Genomic DNA, 15,367 nt, shown 5'->3' with positions numbered 1-15,367 from the left:
GCGATCCTCGGACTGGGCGACGACACCCCCGCCCGGGACTTCGCGGAGGCCTGCCGTGGCGTCTGACCGCTGCTCCGCGGGCCTGTTCATCACCCACCAGCAGCCGCCCGGCCGCGATCCCCTCGTCGCGCTCGACGAGCAGCTCAGCATGGTGCGCGCGGCGCGCGACCTCGGGCTCGACTCCGTGTTCGCCGGCCAGCACCACCTCGCGGAGTCGTTGGCGCACATCCAGCCGCTGCCGTGGCTGGCGCGGCTCGCCGCCGAGGCCGGTGACATGCGCGTGGGCATCGGCATCCACCTGCTCGCCCTCCACAACCCCGTCGACACCGCGGAGGCGTACGCGAGCCTCGACGTCGTGTGCCGCGGCCGGTCGATCTTCGGCGTCGGGCTGGGCTACCGCGACGTCGAGTACGACGCGTTCGGCATCCCGCGCGGCGAACGCGTCCGCCGGTTCGAGGAGAACCTGCGGATCGTCGAGCAGCTGTGGGCGGGCGAGGAGGTGCACGCCGACCTGCCGTGGTGCCGGCTCGACGGCGTCCGCGCGACGATGCGCCCGGTCGGCCGCCCGCCGGTGTGGATGGCCGCCAACAGCGACAACGCCGTCCGGCGGGCGGCCCGCTCGGCCGACACCTGGATGATCAACCCGCACGCCACGGCGACGACCGTGCGTCGCCAGCTCGAGCTGTTCCACGCGGAGCGCGAGGCGAGCGGGCGCGGGCCGGTCACCGAGCTGCCGCTGATGCGCGAGGTCTTCTGCGCCCCCACCCGCGAGCGGGCCGTCGAGCTCGCGCGCCCGCACCTCGCCAACAAGTACGCCGTCTACGCCGACTGGGGCCAGGACAAGGTGATGCCGGACCAGGAGTCGTTCCGCGCGGCGTACGAGGAGCTGTCGTCGGACCGGTTCGTGATCGGCACCCCGCAGGACTGCATCGACGCGCTGCTGCCGTGGCGCGCGCTCGGCGTCGACCACTTCCTGTTCCGCACGGAGTGGGCCGGCATGCCGGTCGGTGACGCCCTGGGCTCCCTCGAACTGCTCGCCAAGGAAGTCGTGCCAGCACTACGCGCCGCCCCGGGCGGAACCGCCCACTCCGGACAAGGAGCTTGAGATGGACTTCGGAGTCTTCATCCCGATCGGCAACAACGGCTGGTTGATCTCGGAGAACGCCCCGCAATACATGCCCACGTTCGACCTCAACAAGCGGGTCGTCCAGGAGGCCGAGCGGCAGGGTTTCGCCTTCGCGCTGTCGATGATCAAGCTGCGCGGGTTCGGCGGGAAGACCGAGTTCTGGGACCACAACCTGGAGTCGTTCACGCTGATGGCCGGGCTCGCGGCCGTCACCGAGCGGATCAAGCTCTACGCCTCGACCGCCGTGCTGACGCTGCCGCCCGCGCTCGTGGCGCGCATGGCGTCCACGATCGACTCCATCGCCCCCGGCCGCTTCGGCATCAACATCGTGTCCGGCTGGGCGTCCGGAGAGTACGAACAGATGGGGCTGTGGCCCGGTGACGAGTACTTCGGCCGCCGCTACGACTACTCCACCGAGTACGTCACCGTCCTGCGCGACCTGTTCGAGAAGGGCCGCTGCGACCTCGACGGCGAGTTCTTCACGATGACCGACTGCGTGCTCTCCCCGCGCCCGTCGGCGCACGTCGACATCGTGTGCGCCGGGCAGTCCGAGCGGGGCATGCGGTTCTGCGCGGAGCACGGCGACTACAACTTCATCCTCAGCCCGGGTGTCAACGACCCCGAGACCTACCGCGAGCCCACGCAGCGCCTCGTCGCCGCCGCCGAGAAGGCCGGCCGCGACGTCGGGTCCCTGCCGCTGTTCATGGCGATCATGGCCGACACCGACGAGGAGGCCCAGGCCAAGTGGGCCTCCTACAACGCGGGCGCCGACGCCGCCGCGCTCGGCTACATGTCCGACGAGGGCGGCAAAGACGTCAGCGCCGACGACTCGGGCACCGCGCGGACGATCAACCTGCCCGAGGGCGCGGTGAACTTCAACATGGCGACGCTCGTCGGGTCGCCGGACACGGTGGCGCGGCAGATCGACCGCGTCGCCGCGATGCCCGGGGTCAAGGGGATGATGTTCACCTTCGACGACTTCGAGCAGGGCGTGCACGACTTCGGCGAGAAGGTCATGCCCCTGGTGGGCTGACCGCCGCCCAGGGGGTCCGGCCCGGCCCACGCTTTGTGCAGGAACGGCACTTTCCCGCAACTGGGCTGCAGGAAAGTGCCGTTCCTGCAACGGCACGGGCCCCCGCGGCACGGGCCCCCGCGGCAGGGCCCCCGCGGCAGGGCCCCCGCCGGGCGACAGGCGTAGCGCGGCGTGCCGGTCCGGGTGCACTGTGATCGCGTGAGCGACGTCGCCGATCGCGAGACCCGCCCGCCGCGGACGTTCTTCGGCCAGCCCCCGATGCTGGCCAGCCTGTTCGGCGTCGAGATGTGGGAGCGCTTCTCGTTCTACGGGATGCAGGGCATCCTGCTGATCTACCTCTACTACTCGACGGCCGAGGGCGGCCTGGGCATCGACCAGGGCGTCGCGGCGGGCATCGTCGGCGCCTACGGCGGCCTCGTCTACCTCTCGACGATCCTCGGCGCGTGGACGGCCGACCGCGTCCTCGGCCCCGAGCGGGTCCTGTTCTACGCGGCGATCATCGTCATGCTCGGCCACATCGCGCTGGCGCTGCTGCCGGGCCTGCTGGGCGTCGGCGTCGGGCTGGTGCTCATCGCCGTCGGCAGTGGTGGGGTCAAGGCGAACGCGACCAGCCTCGTCGGGACGCTCTACGCGCCGGGCGACGACCGGCGCGACGCCGGGTTCTCGCTGTTCTACCTGGGCATCAACCTCGGTGCGCTGGTCGGGCCGCTGCTCACCGGGCTGTTGCAGTCCACGCTCGGCTTCCACTACGGGTTCGGGCTCGCGGCTGTCGGGATGGCGATCGGGCTGGTCCAGTACGTGCTGACCCGCAGCCGGCTGCCCGACACGGCGCGACACGTGCCCTCGCCGCTGGCCCCGCGGGAGCGCAGGATCGCGGTGCTGGCGGCCGTCGGGCTGGCCGTCGTGATCCTCGTGCTCGCGCTGACCGGGATGCTGCGGGCCGACCGGCTCGTCGGCATCGTGATCGGCGTGACGGCGGTGTCCGCCGTCGCGTACTTCACCCTGCTGCTCACGAGCCGCAAGGTCGGGCCGGTCGAGCGGCACCGCGTCCTCGCGTTCATCCCGCTGTTCATCGCGAGCGCCGCGTTCTGGGCGATCTACCAGCAGCAGTTCACGGTGCTGACGATCTACTCCGACACCCGCCTCGACCGGCATCTCTTCGGCTGGGAGATGCCGGTGTCGTGGGTGCAGTCGATCAACCCGGTGTTCATCATCATCCTGTCCGGCGTCTTCACGGCGATCTGGACGAAGCTCGGCCCGCGCCAGCCGTCGACACCGATCAAGTTCGCGGCAGGCGTCGGCATCGTCGGGATCGGGTTCCTGCTGTTCCTGCCCATGGCCGGCGGCGGGCCGGGGAGCGCGCCGCTGCTCGGCATCGTGGGCATCCTGTTCGTCTTCACGATCGCCGAGCTGCTGCTCTCGCCCGTGGGGCTGTCGGTGTCGACGAAGCTCGCGCCGCCGGCGTACCGGACGCAGATGGTGGCGCTGTTCTTCCTGTCGGTCGCGCTGGGCACCGCGCTGTCCGGGGCGCTGGCCGACTACTACAACGCCGACGACGAGGTCGCCTACTTCGGCATCCTCGGCGCGGTCGCGATCGGCATCGGGCTGCTGCTGCTGGCGGTGACCCCGCTGGTGCGACGCCTCATGGAAGGCGTCCGATGAGGGATACTCGGATGGATGGTGCTGAAGCGGATCTTCGGCGGCCGCGATCCCGACACGCAGCCGTCCGACGACCCGCGCGTGCGCCTCGAACAGGCCGTCGCCCGGCGCGCCGAGGAGTACGCCTCCGCTCGGCTGGGCCTCGCAGAGGTGGCGACGGGGCGACGCCGCATCGAGCTGCTGGCCGACCGGCACCGCGCCGAGATCGGGGAGCTCGACGACGCCGCCCGTGATCAGCTGCGGGCCGGCCGCGAGGACGAGGCCCGGCGGCTGCTGGTGCGCCGGGCCGGGCTCCTCGAACAGGTCGAGAGCCTCACGGCGCACCGCGACCAGATCGCCGCGCAGGTCGAGCAGATGCGCGAGCTGACGGCACGGATGCGCGACGACCTCGACCGCATGCAGGCCGAGAAGGCCACGGTGCTCGCCACCCTGTCGGCCGCCGAGGCGCAGGAGCGGGCGGCGGCCGCGCTCGCCGCCGTTCCCGGAGCCGAGGACGATCCGCGAGCGCTGCTCGCCCAGGCCAGGGACCGTGCGGAGTCGCTGTCGCTGCGCGCCGGGGCCGACGCGGAGGTGGCGACGGCGTCGGCGCGGGGGCGGGAGCCGGGCGTGGGCGACCCGGTCGAGCGGCACCTCGACGAGCTGCGCCGCGGAGGTTGAGCCCGGTCAGCGGCCGGTCGCGAGCCGCTGCCGCACCCGGCTGACGGTGTCCTGCGCCGCGCGGGTCACGGCGTCGAGCTCCTGCAGGTAGGACCAGTAGTCGGGGTGCGTCGCGCCCAGCAGGCCGGGGGCCCGGTCGAGCCGCTCGGCGAGCGCGTCGAGCACCGGGATCTCCGCTGCCGCCCGGGCCCGGTTCGCGACGACGAGCTGCTGGGCGTCCCGCAGCGTGAACCGGGCCTTCGCCAGCCGCGCCGCCGGGTCGGCGCGCACCTCGTCGAGCGTCCGCAGCCGCTCGCCCACGGCGGTGACGAGCCGGTCGGCCGTGTCGAGCGCCGCGCGGGCCGCGTCGACCTCTCGGAGCGCGCGGGCCCAGTCGTCGTCGACGGCCGCGGCGTCGGCGGCCGCGAGCGCCCGGCGGGCCGTGGTGACGGCCGCGGCGACGTCGTCGCCCGCGCGCTCCAGACCGGCCGAGCAGGCCAGGGAGTAGTTGCGGCGCAACGTCGAGAGGGTCGTCGGCAGCGACTGCGCCCGGCCCTCGATGCCCGCGGCGCGGGTCGTGAGCGACCTGATGCGGTTGGGCAGCTCGGTGCGCCGGCGTTCGGCCTGCTGCGCCTGGTCCAGCAGCTCCCCGGCCGCGGCCTCGGTGTCCGCCCACGCCGCGAGCGCGGCCTGCCCGATGCCGGCGTCGGCCGCCGACGCGACCCGGGCGCGCACAGCGGCGACCGCGGCGTCGAGCTCCGGGGTGGACAGGCCGGCCGCCCGGGCCCGGTCGACCGCGGCGCCGGCCTCGTCGACCACGACGACGGCACTGCGGGCGGCCCGGTCGCGGACCTCGGTCGCCGCGGCCGCCCGGGTGAGCGCCTCGCGGTGGCGGTCGGCGTAGCGCTGCGCGGCGGGGGTCGCGCGTTCGAGCGCCTCGCGCGCCGCGGTGAAGTCCCGTGCCGCCGCGGCGAGGGCGGGCTGGACGGCGTCGGGGCTGCGGATCGTCGACTGATGCGCGTCGACGGCGGAGATCCAGTCGACGACGGCACCGAGCGCGGCCCGGCACGCGGTGTCGACGTCGGCGCGGATCGCGGCGGCCTGCCGAGGGTCGAGCGCCACCAGCGCGTCGGCGGCCCGGCGGGCCTGCTGCTCGGCGTCGTCGCAGGCCAGGAAGGCCTCCGCGGCCCGGCGGTAGGCCGCGTCGGCGGCGTCGCGGATCGTCCCGGTGGTGCGTGCTGCCATCCCGTCAGCCCAGCATCAGCAGGACGGCGCCCGCCGTCGAGGCGAGCGCACGCACGTGGTTCCACCGCGTCCACGGTCCGGCGTAGCGCTCCCACGCGGTGCCGAGTCCCGGCCCGTCGGGGTCGGCGGCGTCGAGTGCGTTGTTGAGCGGGACGTTCACCGCAGCCGTGACGACGTAGGCCCCGACGAGCAGCACCAGCGCGCCCACGAGCCGCAGCGGCGTGCCCGTGACGCCCGTGGTCGCCGCGACGACGACCGCGAGCACCGCGGTGCCGCCGAACACCAGGCCGAAGACGGGGTTGAGGATCGCCCGGTTGATCTGCTGCATCGCCGCGGCCGCGGTGGCAGCGGGCAGCCGGGCCAGCCCGGGCATCACGGCCATCGAGAAGGCGACGAAGAGCCCGGCGACCAGGCCCGCCCCGATCGCCGCCACGAACGCGACGACGTCGAGCACTCCGCTTCCGACCCACACGCCTCCATCCTGCCCCGGACGTCGCCGTCGTGTCATTCGTACTGATCGTCCGCATTCTCGGCCTACCCGGCGGACCTCGAATTCGCGGCGTAGCGTGCGCTTCGCACATTCGACGTGAGGGGGAATGCCGGAAATGAGTGCGACGTCCGGGAGGTCCGGCCGGGAACGGCTCACCTCGGACCAGCGGAACTCGTTCGTCGCCGCGTTGCTCGGCTGGACGATGGATGCCTTCGACTATTTCATCGTCGTTCTCGTCTACGCCGACGTCGCCAGGGAGTTCCACGTCTCCCTGACGGAGATGGCGTTTCTGACCACGGCAACGCTCGTCATGCGGCCGGTCGGCGCGATCATCTTCGGACTCTGGGCCGACCGCGCCGGACGACGCGTCCCGCTCCTGGTCGACGTCTGCTTCTATTCGGTCGTCGGATTCCTGTGCGCCTTTGCGCCGAACTTCACGATATTGCTCGTGCTGCGCCTGCTCTACGGCATCGGAATGGGCGGGGAATGGGGGCTGGGCGCTGCACTGGCAATGGAGAAGATTCCCGCGAAACGGCGCGGATTCTTCTCCGGCGTCCTGCAGCAGGGCTACTCGTTGGGGTACCTGCTGGCGTCGCTCGCGTCGCTCGTCGTCGTGACCGGGCTCGGCCTGTCGTGGCGCTGGCTGTTCGCGCTGAGCATCGTCCCGGCACTGGTCAGCCTGTTCATCCGGACGCGGGTCAAGGAGTCGGAGGTCTGGCAGGGGACGCGCGAGCGGATGCGGATGACGCACTCGTCGTTCCGCGACGTCCTCCTCGATCCCGCCGTCCTGCGTCGCTTCGGCTACCTGATCCTGCTGATGACGGCGTTCAACTGGATGAGCCACGGCACGCAGGACCTCTACCCGACGTTCCTCAAGGCCACCGACGACGGCGGCGCGGGGCTGTCCGGCGCGACCGCCACCTGGATCGCCGTCGGCTACACGGTCGGCGCGACGATCGGCGGGATCGTCTTCGGGACGCTGTCCGAGCGCTTCGGCCGGCGCTACACGATCGTCTTCTGTGCGGTCCTCGCCCTGCCGATCGTGCCCCTGTTCGCGCTCTCGCGGACGGCGGGCTGGCTCGCGCTCGGCTCGTTCCTGATCCAGGTGTGCGTGCAGGGCGCGTGGGGCGTCATCCCCGCGCACCTCACCGAGATGTCGCCCGACACGATCCGCGGCTTCTACCCGGGGGTGACCTACCAGCTCGGCAACTGCCTCGCCGCGCTCAACCTGCCGATCCAGCAGAGCCTCGCGGCGTCGCACGGCTATCCGTTCTCGCTGATCGTGACGGTGGTGCCGGTGTTCGTCGCCGTCGCGCTCCTGACGCTCGTCGGCAAGGAGGCAAAGGGCATCGAGTTCGGCGGGCGGCTCGGGACGTCGCGCGCCGGGGCCGCCGCGGTCGACGCCGGGCGCACGGGTGTCTCAGGTTGATCCGTTTCCCGCCACGCGCCGTCCCGGTGCACGAAACTGTGCGGTTCCGGGGGCCGCGGTCCCTGGTCCGACGCGACGCGGCGAAGGCGAGGACGGGCGATGCGTGCGATGCGGGTGTTGCGGCTGGTGGTGCACGCCCCCAGCAGACAGCCGGTGCTGGTGCTGGGCGAGGTCGACGGCGACCGGTGCGTGCCGGTGTTCCTGCGGGGTCCACAGGCCCAGGTCATCTCCCTCGGAGCCCGTGACGAGGAGGTCCAGCCGCCACTGACCCAGGACGTCATCGTCCCGATCGTCGAGGGGCTGGGCAGGCGGATCGAGGGCGTCGAGATCACCGAGCTGTCGGGTGGCACCTTCAGCGCCGACATCGTGTTCGACGCGGGCACCCGAGTCGCGGCCCGGCCCAGCGACGCGCTCTCGATCGCGGTGCGCGACTCGCTGCCGATCGGGATGGCCGAGGACATCCTCGACGACGTCGGCCAGTCGATTGCCGAGCTCTTCCCCGACGGCGGCGACGCGCCGCCCGAGGAGCAGATCAAGGAGTTCCGCGAGTTCATCGACGACGTCACCCCGGACGACTTCAAGGACTGACCGTGAGTGGCGATGGTCGCCAGGGCGACCATCGCCACTCACGACTCCCGGCGGTCGGTACCGGGGTCGGCGAGGAGCATGCGGCACCACAGGTCGGTGAGATGTGCGACGAACCGCTCGGTCGTCCAGCCCCGCTCCTGCACGAGCAGCAGCCAGTACTCGACGGCGTTGGTGCTCCAGATGATGTCGGCGACGGCGTCGTCGTCGAGGTCGGTGCGCAACTCGCCGGTGGCGCGCAGGTCGAGCGCGAGCAGCCGCATGTTCGCGGCGCGCCGCTGCGCGATCTCGGCCCAGAGCGCCGCGCAGGCCGGGTCCTGCACCGCCGCGTCCCGCAGCGCGAGGAAGACCGGGCCGAGGCGCGGGTGGATCGCGCCGACCGCGCCGGCGTAGATCGCGAGCATGTCGGCCGCGTGACCGGCGGCGCGCAGCCGCGCGACGTAGTCGCGCTCCGGGCCGGGCACCACCTCGTCGGTGCCCGAGAGGGCGGTCTCCACCACCTCGCGCAGGATCACCGGCTTGCGTCCGACGGTCGCGTACACGGTGTCGACCGCGACCCCGGCGCCCGCGGCGATGTCGGCCACCGTGGTGCGCCGGAAACCCTTGTCGACGAACAGCCTGCGGGCCGAGGCGAGCACCGCTGCCCGCGTCCGCGCCGCGCCCTCCTCGCGGCGCGGCGCCCGGTACGCCCGCCGGGCCTTGACGTCACCGCTCACGTGGCCGATCCTACAGCTATTCGTCCGAAGTCATTTCGGACCAATATCGCGGGAGGTCGTCATGGTCTACGCCTTCGTGCAGGACGTCCCGATCAACGAGGAGCTCTACCGGCGGATCGTCGAGGAGCTCGGGCCCGAACCGATGGAGGGCTCCCTGCTGCACCTGTGCGTGCGGCGGCCCGACGGCGGCCTGCGCTACATCGACGTGTGGACCGACGAGCAGGCCTGCGCCCGCGCGTTCGACGAACGCATCCACCCCGCGGTCGACCGGGCCTTCGGCGGCTCCCGGCCGGGCGCGGAACCGACGGTCGACCGCCTCGAGGTCATCGACGCGAGCGGTGCCCTCCTACCCCTGTGAGTGGCGGCTCGGGCTCACGCGGCGGCGGGCTCGGGCTCGGGGTCGGGCTCCGGCCCCTCGGTGAACTGCGTGCGGTGCAGGTCGGCGTACCGGCCGCCGGCGGTGAGCAGCTCGTCGTGCGTGCCGCTCTCGACGATCCGCCCCTCCTCGACGACGAGGATCCGGTCGGCCGCGCGGACCGTCGACAGCCGGTGGGCGATGACGATCGCGGTGCGCCCGGCCAGTGCCTCGCCGAGGGCCTCCTGGACCTGGGCCTCCGACGTCGAGTCGAGGTGCGCGGTCGCCTCGTCGAGCACCACGACGCGGGGCCGGGCCAGCAGGAGCCGCGCGATGGTCAGCCGTTGGCGTTCGCCGCCGGAGAGCCGGTAGCCGCGCTCGCCGACGACCGTGTCGAGACCGTCGGGCAGCGCGGCGACGAGCCCCTCGAGCCGGGCCCGGCGCAGCGCCTCCCACACCTGCGTGTCGGTCGCGTCCGGGGCGGCGAGCAACAGGTTGGCCCGGATCGTGTCGTGGAACAGGTGCCCGTCCTGCGTCACGACGCCCACCGTCGCGCGCACCGAGTCCGAGCTCAGCTCCCGGACGTCGACGCCGGCGAGCCGCACCGCACCGGAGTCCACGTCGTAGAGCCGGGGGAGCAGCGAGCCCATCGTCGACTTCCCGGCCCCCGACGAGCCGACGACCGCGATCAGCTGCCCGGGCTCGGCGCGGAACGAGACGTCGTGCAGGACCTCCACCCCGCCGCGGGTGTCGAGCGTCGCGACGTCCTCCAACGACGCCAGCGACACCTTCGACGCCGCCGGGTAGCCGAACCGGACGTGGTCGAACTCGACCGAGACGGGGCCGTCGGGCACCTCGCGGGCGTCGGGTGCGTCGACGATCAGGGGTTGCAGGTCCAGCACCTCGATCACCCGCTCGAAGCTGACCAGGGCGCTCATCACCTCGACCCGCGCGCCGGCCAGCGCCGTCAGCGGGGCGTAGAGGCGGGTCAACAGCATCCCGAGCGAGACGACGGCGCCGGCCTCGAGCGACCCGACCAGCGCCAGCGTCCCGCCGAGGCCGTAGACCAGCGCCAGCGCGAGCGCCGAGACCAGCGTCAGCGCGGTGACGAACACCCACTGCACCATCGCGGTCCGGACGCCGATGTCGCGGACCCGGCGGGCGCGTGCGGCGAACTCGGCCGACTCGTCGGCGGGCCGGCCGAACAGCTTGACCAGCGTGGCGCCGGGCGCGGAGAAGCGCTCGGTCATCTGCGTGGTCATCGCGGCGTTGTGGTCGGCACCCTCGCGCTGGAGCCGGGCGAGCCTGCGGCCCATCCGTCGCGCCGGGAGGACGAACACGGGCAGCAGCACCAGCGCGAGCAGGGTGATCTGCCAGGAGATCTGCAGCATGACGACGAGCGTCAGCGCCAGCGTCACGACGTTGCCGACGACGCCGGACAGCGTGTCGCTGAACGCGCGCTGGGCGCCGAGCACGTCGTTGTTGAGCCGGCTGACGAGTGCGCCGGTCCGGGTACGGGTGAAGAACGCGACCGGCATGCGCTGGACGTGGTCGAACACCGCCGTGCGCAGCTGCAGGATCAGGCCCTCGCCGATCGTCGCCGACAGCTTGCGGGTGACCAGCCCCAGCGCCGCCTCGGCGATCGCGATCGCGGCGATCAGGACCGCCAGGCCGCCGACGACGCCGACGGGTCCGTGGCCGACGATCGTGTCGACGACGCGTCCCGCCAGCAGCGGCGTCGCGACCGCCAGCACCGCGCCGACGATGCTGAGCAGCACGAACAGGGCGAGCCGCCGATGATGGGGGCGGGCGAACCCGGCGATCCGGCGAGCGGTGACGCGGGTCGGGGCGCGGCGGGTTCCGGGATCGGTCGTCGCCGTGCGCAGCGCGGACCAGGTGCTGACGTCCATGGCCGCCGACGATAGGAGCTGTACCTCACTTCAGGTCAACTCCGTCGGGCGGCCGTGCCCGGTCACGGGCCACCCGCCGCGGATTGGCCCTGGTCGAACAGGCCACCGCGAGCGCAGGATCGGACGGTGCCCCGCCCGGATCTCCGCCCGCTCCCCGTCACCACCGCCCCGTTGCGGCGGATCCCGCAGCTCCTCCTCGGGCTCTGCCTCTACGGCACCAGCATGGCGATGCAGGTCCACGCGGCGCTCGGCCTCAACCCCTGGGACGTGCTCCACCAAGGCCTGACGACGCGGATCCCGCTCAGCTTCGGCGTCGTCACCGCGATCACGGGCGGGGTCGTCCTGCTGCTGTGGATCCCGCTGCGGCAGCGGATGGGCGTCGGGACGGTCGCGAACGTCGTCGTCATCGCGTTCTCCGTCGACGTCGCGCTGAGCCTGCTCCCGCAGCCGGTCGGCATCGGGTGGCGGATCGCGATGATGGCGGGCGGCATCGTCCTCAACGGCGTCGCCTCGGCGGCCTACATCGGCGCCCGTCTCGGCCCCGGTCCCCGCGACGGTCTGATGACGGGCCTCGCGGCCCGCACCGGCCGGTCGATCCGCCTGGTGCGCACCGGGATCGAGGTCGTCGTGCTCGGGACGGGCTGGCTGCTCGGCGGCACCGTCGGCGTCGGGACGGTGCTCTACGCCCTCGCGATCGGCCCGCTCACCCAGCTGTTCCTGCCGCTGTTCACCGTCCGCGACCGGCGCGCCGCGGCGCCCGGCACCCCGGCCGTCCCGCCCGACGCGGCGCCGGGAACGCTGGCAGCATGACCGTCACCGGACTCGCTCGTGCCATCGTCTCCGTCGTCGATCTCGACGCGGCCCTGCGCTTCTACCGCGACGTGCTCGGTCTCCCGGTGGTCGCGCCGGCGCCCGACGTCGCGATGCTCGCGCTGCCCGGCGGGACCGACCTGATGCTGCACCAGCGCCCGTCGCGGCCCAGCGACGCCGGGGTGGCGTTGAGCTTCGCGGTCGACGACGTCGACGCCACCGTCGACGCCGCCGTGAGCGCAGGCTGCGGCGTGCTCGACGCCCCGGCCGACCAGCCGTGGGGCGAGCGCCAGGCCGTGCTCACCGACCCGGACGGGCACGTCGTCTGCGTGGTCGCGCGCCCCTGACCGGGCCCTCCGGCGCGCCCGGCCGCGCCCTGACACCCACGAACGGCCCTTTCGCGCAACTCAGTTGCGCGAAAGGGCCGTTCGTTCCGGTGCCGGATGTGCGTCCGGGGTCAGCCGACGGCCTGCTCGGCCCCCAGCGCCTCGTCGGGGACCTCGCGTTCGCGCAGCGGGTTCGGGCGCGGCCTGCGCGGTTCGCGGACGCCCGAGCCGCCCCCGCGTTCGGTCCACAGCCGCACCGGCGATCCGGTCCGGACCCGCGCCCCCGACTCCGGGCGCTGGTCCGACACGACCTTCAGGTCGAGCGCGAGCGCCGCGGGGGGCGGACCGTCGGGATCGGCGGAGACGGCCAGCAGGCCGGTCTCGGCGAGGAGCCGGCGGGCGTCGTCGACCGTCATGCCGATGACGTGCGGCACGGTCACCGTGCTGCCGCGGCGAGCGGCGCGGGCCGCGCGGCTCAGTACGGCGTCGGGCACGGTCGAGACGTGCGGCCGCTCGTCCGGTACCGCCGGCGCCGGAGGTGGCTCGGTGTCGAGGTCGCGCCACCGCTCCCACGCCGCCTGCCGGCTCACGCCCAGCTTCGTGGCGATCTCCGCCCACGACCGGCCACGCCTGCGGGCGCTGCGCACGGCCTCCAGCTCGGTCTCGTCGAGCAGCCGGCGCACGAGGCCGACGTCGGAGAGCGCGGCGAGCGGATCGTGCTCGCCGTCCTCGTGCGGGACGGGCCCGCCGTCCGGGTACCAGGAGGCGAGCCGCTCCCAAGCGCGCCTGCCCTCCCGCCACGGCCCCCTGTCCTTGCTCATGACCCCTCCGCTCCCGACCCGGCTGTCAGGCCTCCCTGACGCTTTCCGTCAGGCTACCCTGACGCCGCAACCGCACGAGCGGCCCTGTCGCGCCATTGAGTTGCGCGACAGGGCCGCTTGTGCGGGAAGTGGGGCGGGCCGCCCGTGCGGCGGCGGACGGCGTCAGCGGGCCCGGGACCGGGCCCGTCGGACGTACCAGGCGTTCCAGGCGATCAGCAGCGCCATGGCCGCGAGGAACAGCACCTCGCTGAGCCCGACCATCACGCTCACCGGCAGCACGTAGATCAGCGGGACACGGATCAGGGCCTCGGCGAGCAGCCCGACGCCCCAGACCGTCGAGCTGATCCGATGCCCGCGGCGCACGCGCGGGTTGGTCCGGAACTCCTCGGCGAGCCGGGCGCGTCTGCGCGGAGTGAACGACTCCGCGGCGGCGAGCGTCAACGGGCGGGGCCCGAAGGCCGTCGCCAGGAAGGTGAGGCCGACGGCTCCGGTGACGATCGAGTTCTTCAGCAGGAAGAAGTGCTCGTCGCCGCTCACGAAGGCCAGCGCGAGGCTCAGCCCGAACACGACGAGCATGACCGTGGCGAACAGGTTGAGCGAGCGGTGCCGGACCGCCGACACCGCGACGCGCGCCGCCGCGACGAGGGCGGCGACCACCAGCGCGACGTAGTCGCCGACGCCGCACAGGTGCAGGACGTAGTAGGCGGCGACGGGCAGGGCGATATCCAGGCCCAGGCTCCGCAGCATCGGCCCGACGGGCATGTCGGTGCTGGCCGGCCGCTGGTCCGGCTCGGTCACGACGATCTCCTCCGTGGAAGGTCCGGTGGGCATGTCAGTTCCCCTCGATGGAGGCGTCGTCGATCCAGGAACCGTGGAAGCCGGCGGGCACGCCGCGCGGCAGGGTCACGGTCGCGACCGGCGGGGCGGCGACGTCGGTCGCGTCGAGGACCAGCAGGTTCGAGGCGGCGCCGTCGCGGGTCGTGGTGATCGTGAGCAGCCAGCCGTCGTCCTCGGCGCGGCCCGGCGCTGCGGACGGGACGAACACCGCCTCGCCCGCGACGGCCCCGGTGCCCAGCGAGTGCTCGGTGACGGCGCCGGTGCCGAGGTCGATCTTGACGACGCCCGCCGTCCCGCGCTCCTGGGCGACGGCGTAGCGGAAGCGGGAGTCGCGGCCGACGCGGTCGTCGTCGACGGTGGGGAACTCGACGGCGCGGTCGTCGAGCGGGGTCTCGCTCGCCCGTCCGGTGGCGGGGTCGAGGACCCAGCGGTGGTAGCGCGCCGCCCCGGTCGCGGCGGCGTCGGCGGCCAGGCCGGAGGGGTCGGTGCCGAGGTCGTCCCACATGGCGACGGTGTCGGCGGGTGAGTAGCGCGCCCCGTCGAGGACGACCTTGCCGGAGGCGTCGGTGTGTGCGTTGCCGACGTGGAAGACGTAGCCGGGGTCGACGTCGAACCAGGTGACGTGGCCCGGCTCGTCGAACGGCATGACGCCGATACGGGCGCCGTAGGACTCGTCGTAGCTGTAGGGCATGCCCTTGGCGAGCCGCTCGAAGGAGAAGGTCATGGGCAGGTCGAGGAAGACCGCGTGCCGGTCGGTGATCGCGAAGTCGTGCATCATCGTCGGCCCCGGGACCTCGATCTCGGCGCTGGTCAGGAGTTCGCCCGCGGCGGAGAGCCGGTGGTAGGTGACGAACGGCGGCATGATGCCGTAGCCGAAGAAGTGCAGCTCACCGGTGACCGGGTCGATCTTGGGGTGCGCGGTCATCGCGGTGGTGAGCCTGCCGTCGAAGTCGCACGGGCCGACCGTCGCCAGCTCGGGCGTGACGACCGTGGGGAAGCTGCTCTCGACGAGGGCCATGATCCGCCCGGCGTGCTCGACGACGTGGGTGTTGGCGACGCCGACGCTGCGGTCGAAGGTGCCGTCGGGGCCCACCATCGTCGCGCCGTCGAGTGCCTTCGTCCGGACCCAGCGGTTGCGGTACCACTCGGCCCGGCCCTCGCGGAGCCGGACGCCGTGCAGCATGCCGTGGCCGGTGAACCAGTGCCGCGCGGGCTCGCCGGGACGCGGGTTGGGGCCGTTGCGGAAGTAGCGGCCGGTGAGCTCGGGCGGGAGCGCGCCCTCGACGGGCAGGTCGTACGCGTCGATCTCGTCCGGGACGGGGGCCAGGTAGCCCTCCAGGGTCACGCCGGGTGTCGTCGTGGTCTCGCTCATGGTGGCCTCCTCGGTCG

At 73.2% G+C, this 15,367-nt stretch carries 16 protein-coding genes; 9 read left to right on the top strand and 7 right to left on the bottom strand.

What is annotated here, in order from left to right; all coding sequences use genetic code 11:
* Window positions 1–55 precede the first annotated feature (55 nt).
* The 4 genes from PSD17_RS09265 (at window position 56) to PSD17_RS09250 (ending at window position 4,475) form a co-directional block, all read left to right on the top strand.
* Window positions 56–1,105, top strand: coding sequence for an LLM class flavin-dependent oxidoreductase (locus PSD17_RS09265; RefSeq protein ID WP_013678192.1), 1,050 nt, complete (start codon window positions 56–58; stop codon window positions 1,103–1,105).
* A gap of 1 nt (window position 1,106) precedes the next feature.
* Window positions 1,107–2,159, top strand: coding sequence for a pyrimidine utilization protein A (rutA, locus tag PSD17_RS09260; RefSeq protein ID WP_013678191.1), 1,053 nt, complete (start codon window positions 1,107–1,109; stop codon window positions 2,157–2,159).
* A gap of 198 nt (window positions 2,160–2,357) precedes the next feature.
* A complete protein-coding gene (locus tag PSD17_RS09255; protein WP_339122387.1) occupies window positions 2,358–3,821 on the top strand; it encodes a peptide MFS transporter in 1,464 nt (487 codons plus the stop codon).
* 15 nt (window positions 3,822–3,836) lie between these two features.
* On the top strand, window positions 3,837–4,475 hold the full coding sequence (locus PSD17_RS09250) for a PspA/IM30 family protein (RefSeq protein ID WP_339122386.1): 639 nt from the start codon (window positions 3,837–3,839) through the stop codon (window positions 4,473–4,475).
* Between the two features lie 6 nt (window positions 4,476–4,481).
* On the opposite strand, the gene PSD17_RS09245 is transcribed toward PSD17_RS09250, so the two are convergent.
* Both PSD17_RS09245 and PSD17_RS09240 read right to left on the bottom strand, forming a co-directional pair.
* Window positions 4,482–5,699, bottom strand: a complete 1,218-nt coding sequence (locus PSD17_RS09245) for a hypothetical protein (protein ID WP_339122385.1) — start codon at window positions 5,697–5,699, stop codon at window positions 4,482–4,484.
* A 4-nt stretch (window positions 5,700–5,703) separates the two neighbouring features.
* Window positions 5,704–6,171 carry an anthrone oxygenase family protein gene (locus tag PSD17_RS09240; protein ID WP_013678187.1) on the bottom strand — a complete coding sequence of 156 codons (468 nt, stop codon included), beginning with the start codon at window positions 6,169–6,171 and terminating at the stop codon, window positions 5,704–5,706.
* A 133-nt stretch (window positions 6,172–6,304) separates the two neighbouring features.
* Between PSD17_RS09240 and PSD17_RS09235 the strand changes: the two genes are divergently transcribed.
* The gene (locus tag PSD17_RS09235) at window positions 6,305–7,618 is read left to right on the top strand and encodes an MFS transporter (protein WP_013678186.1); all 1,314 of its coding nucleotides are present in this window, start codon (window positions 6,305–6,307) and stop codon (window positions 7,616–7,618) included.
* Between the two features lie 99 nt (window positions 7,619–7,717).
* Complete coding sequence (locus tag PSD17_RS09230) at window positions 7,718–8,206, top strand: bifunctional nuclease family protein (RefSeq protein ID WP_013678185.1); 489 nt, start codon at window positions 7,718–7,720, stop codon at window positions 8,204–8,206.
* Between the two features lie 38 nt (window positions 8,207–8,244).
* Here the strand turns inward: PSD17_RS09230 and PSD17_RS09225 are convergent, their stop codons facing one another.
* Window positions 8,245–8,919, bottom strand: coding sequence for a TetR/AcrR family transcriptional regulator (locus PSD17_RS09225; RefSeq protein ID WP_013678184.1), 675 nt, complete (start codon window positions 8,917–8,919; stop codon window positions 8,245–8,247).
* A gap of 61 nt (window positions 8,920–8,980) precedes the next feature.
* Between PSD17_RS09225 and PSD17_RS09220 the strand changes: the two genes are divergently transcribed.
* The gene (locus tag PSD17_RS09220) at window positions 8,981–9,277 is read left to right on the top strand and encodes a hypothetical protein (RefSeq protein WP_013678183.1); all 297 of its coding nucleotides are present in this window, start codon (window positions 8,981–8,983) and stop codon (window positions 9,275–9,277) included.
* Between the two features lie 14 nt (window positions 9,278–9,291).
* Here PSD17_RS09220 and PSD17_RS09215 read toward each other — a convergent pair whose 3' ends face one another.
* The gene (locus tag PSD17_RS09215) at window positions 9,292–11,184 is read right to left on the bottom strand and encodes an ABC transporter ATP-binding protein (RefSeq protein ID WP_339122384.1); all 1,893 of its coding nucleotides are present in this window, start codon (window positions 11,182–11,184) and stop codon (window positions 9,292–9,294) included.
* 126 nt (window positions 11,185–11,310) lie between these two features.
* On the opposite strand from PSD17_RS09215, the gene yczE reads away from it, so the two are divergent.
* Window positions 11,311–11,994, top strand: a complete 684-nt coding sequence (gene yczE, locus PSD17_RS09210) for a membrane protein YczE (protein ID WP_013678181.1) — start codon at window positions 11,311–11,313, stop codon at window positions 11,992–11,994.
* Window positions 11,991–12,341: a VOC family protein gene (locus PSD17_RS09205; protein ID WP_339122383.1), complete on the top strand. Its 351-nt coding sequence runs from the start codon at window positions 11,991–11,993 to the stop codon at window positions 12,339–12,341. Before yczE ends, PSD17_RS09205 begins: the two co-directional genes overlap by 4 nt.
* A 110-nt stretch (window positions 12,342–12,451) precedes the next feature.
* On the opposite strand, the gene PSD17_RS09200 is transcribed toward PSD17_RS09205, so the two are convergent.
* The 3 genes from PSD17_RS09200 to PSD17_RS09190 form a co-directional block, all read right to left on the bottom strand.
* The gene (locus PSD17_RS09200) at window positions 12,452–13,141 is read right to left on the bottom strand and encodes a PASTA domain-containing protein (RefSeq protein WP_339122382.1); all 690 of its coding nucleotides are present in this window, start codon (window positions 13,139–13,141) and stop codon (window positions 12,452–12,454) included.
* Window positions 13,142–13,303: 162 nt separating this feature from the next.
* Complete coding sequence (locus tag PSD17_RS09195; protein WP_049803794.1) at window positions 13,304–13,939, bottom strand: VC0807 family protein; 636 nt, start codon at window positions 13,937–13,939, stop codon at window positions 13,304–13,306.
* 34 nt (window positions 13,940–13,973) lie between these two features.
* On the bottom strand, window positions 13,974–15,350 hold the full coding sequence (locus PSD17_RS09190; RefSeq protein ID WP_339122381.1) for a carotenoid oxygenase family protein: 1,377 nt from the start codon (window positions 15,348–15,350) through the stop codon (window positions 13,974–13,976).
* Between the last annotated feature and the right edge of the window lie 17 nt (window positions 15,351–15,367).

The organism is Pseudonocardia sp. D17, assembly GCF_036984265.1.
GTDB classification, from domain to species: Bacteria; Actinomycetota; Actinomycetes; order Mycobacteriales; family Pseudonocardiaceae; genus Pseudonocardia; species Pseudonocardia benzenivorans.
This window is presented reverse-complemented; position numbering and strand designations above follow the sequence as displayed.

What these genes read in the sequence shown, in the direction of transcription:
- rutA (WP_013678191.1), top strand. Translation starts at nt 1,107, where the DNA reads ATGGACTTCGGAGTCTTCATCCCGATCGGCAACAACGGCTGGTTGATC.
- PSD17_RS09250 (WP_339122386.1), top strand. Translation starts at nt 3,837, where the DNA reads ATGGTGCTGAAGCGGATCTTCGGCGGCCGCGATCCCGACACGCAGCCG.
- PSD17_RS09245 (WP_339122385.1), bottom strand. Translation starts at nt 5,699, where the DNA reads ATGGCAGCACGCACCACCGGGACGATCCGCGACGCCGCCGACGCGGCC.
- PSD17_RS09235 (WP_013678186.1), top strand. Translation starts at nt 6,305, where the DNA reads ATGAGTGCGACGTCCGGGAGGTCCGGCCGGGAACGGCTCACCTCGGAC.
- PSD17_RS09230 (WP_013678185.1), top strand. Translation starts at nt 7,718, where the DNA reads ATGCGTGCGATGCGGGTGTTGCGGCTGGTGGTGCACGCCCCCAGCAGA.
- PSD17_RS09220 (WP_013678183.1), top strand. Translation starts at nt 8,981, where the DNA reads ATGGTCTACGCCTTCGTGCAGGACGTCCCGATCAACGAGGAGCTCTAC.
- PSD17_RS09215 (WP_339122384.1), bottom strand. Translation starts at nt 11,184, where the DNA reads ATGGACGTCAGCACCTGGTCCGCGCTGCGCACGGCGACGACCGATCCC.
- PSD17_RS09205 (WP_339122383.1), top strand. Translation starts at nt 11,991, where the DNA reads ATGACCGTCACCGGACTCGCTCGTGCCATCGTCTCCGTCGTCGATCTC.
- PSD17_RS09200 (WP_339122382.1), bottom strand. Translation starts at nt 13,141, where the DNA reads ATGAGCAAGGACAGGGGGCCGTGGCGGGAGGGCAGGCGCGCTTGGGAG.
- PSD17_RS09190 (WP_339122381.1), bottom strand. Translation starts at nt 15,350, where the DNA reads ATGAGCGAGACCACGACGACACCCGGCGTGACCCTGGAGGGCTACCTG.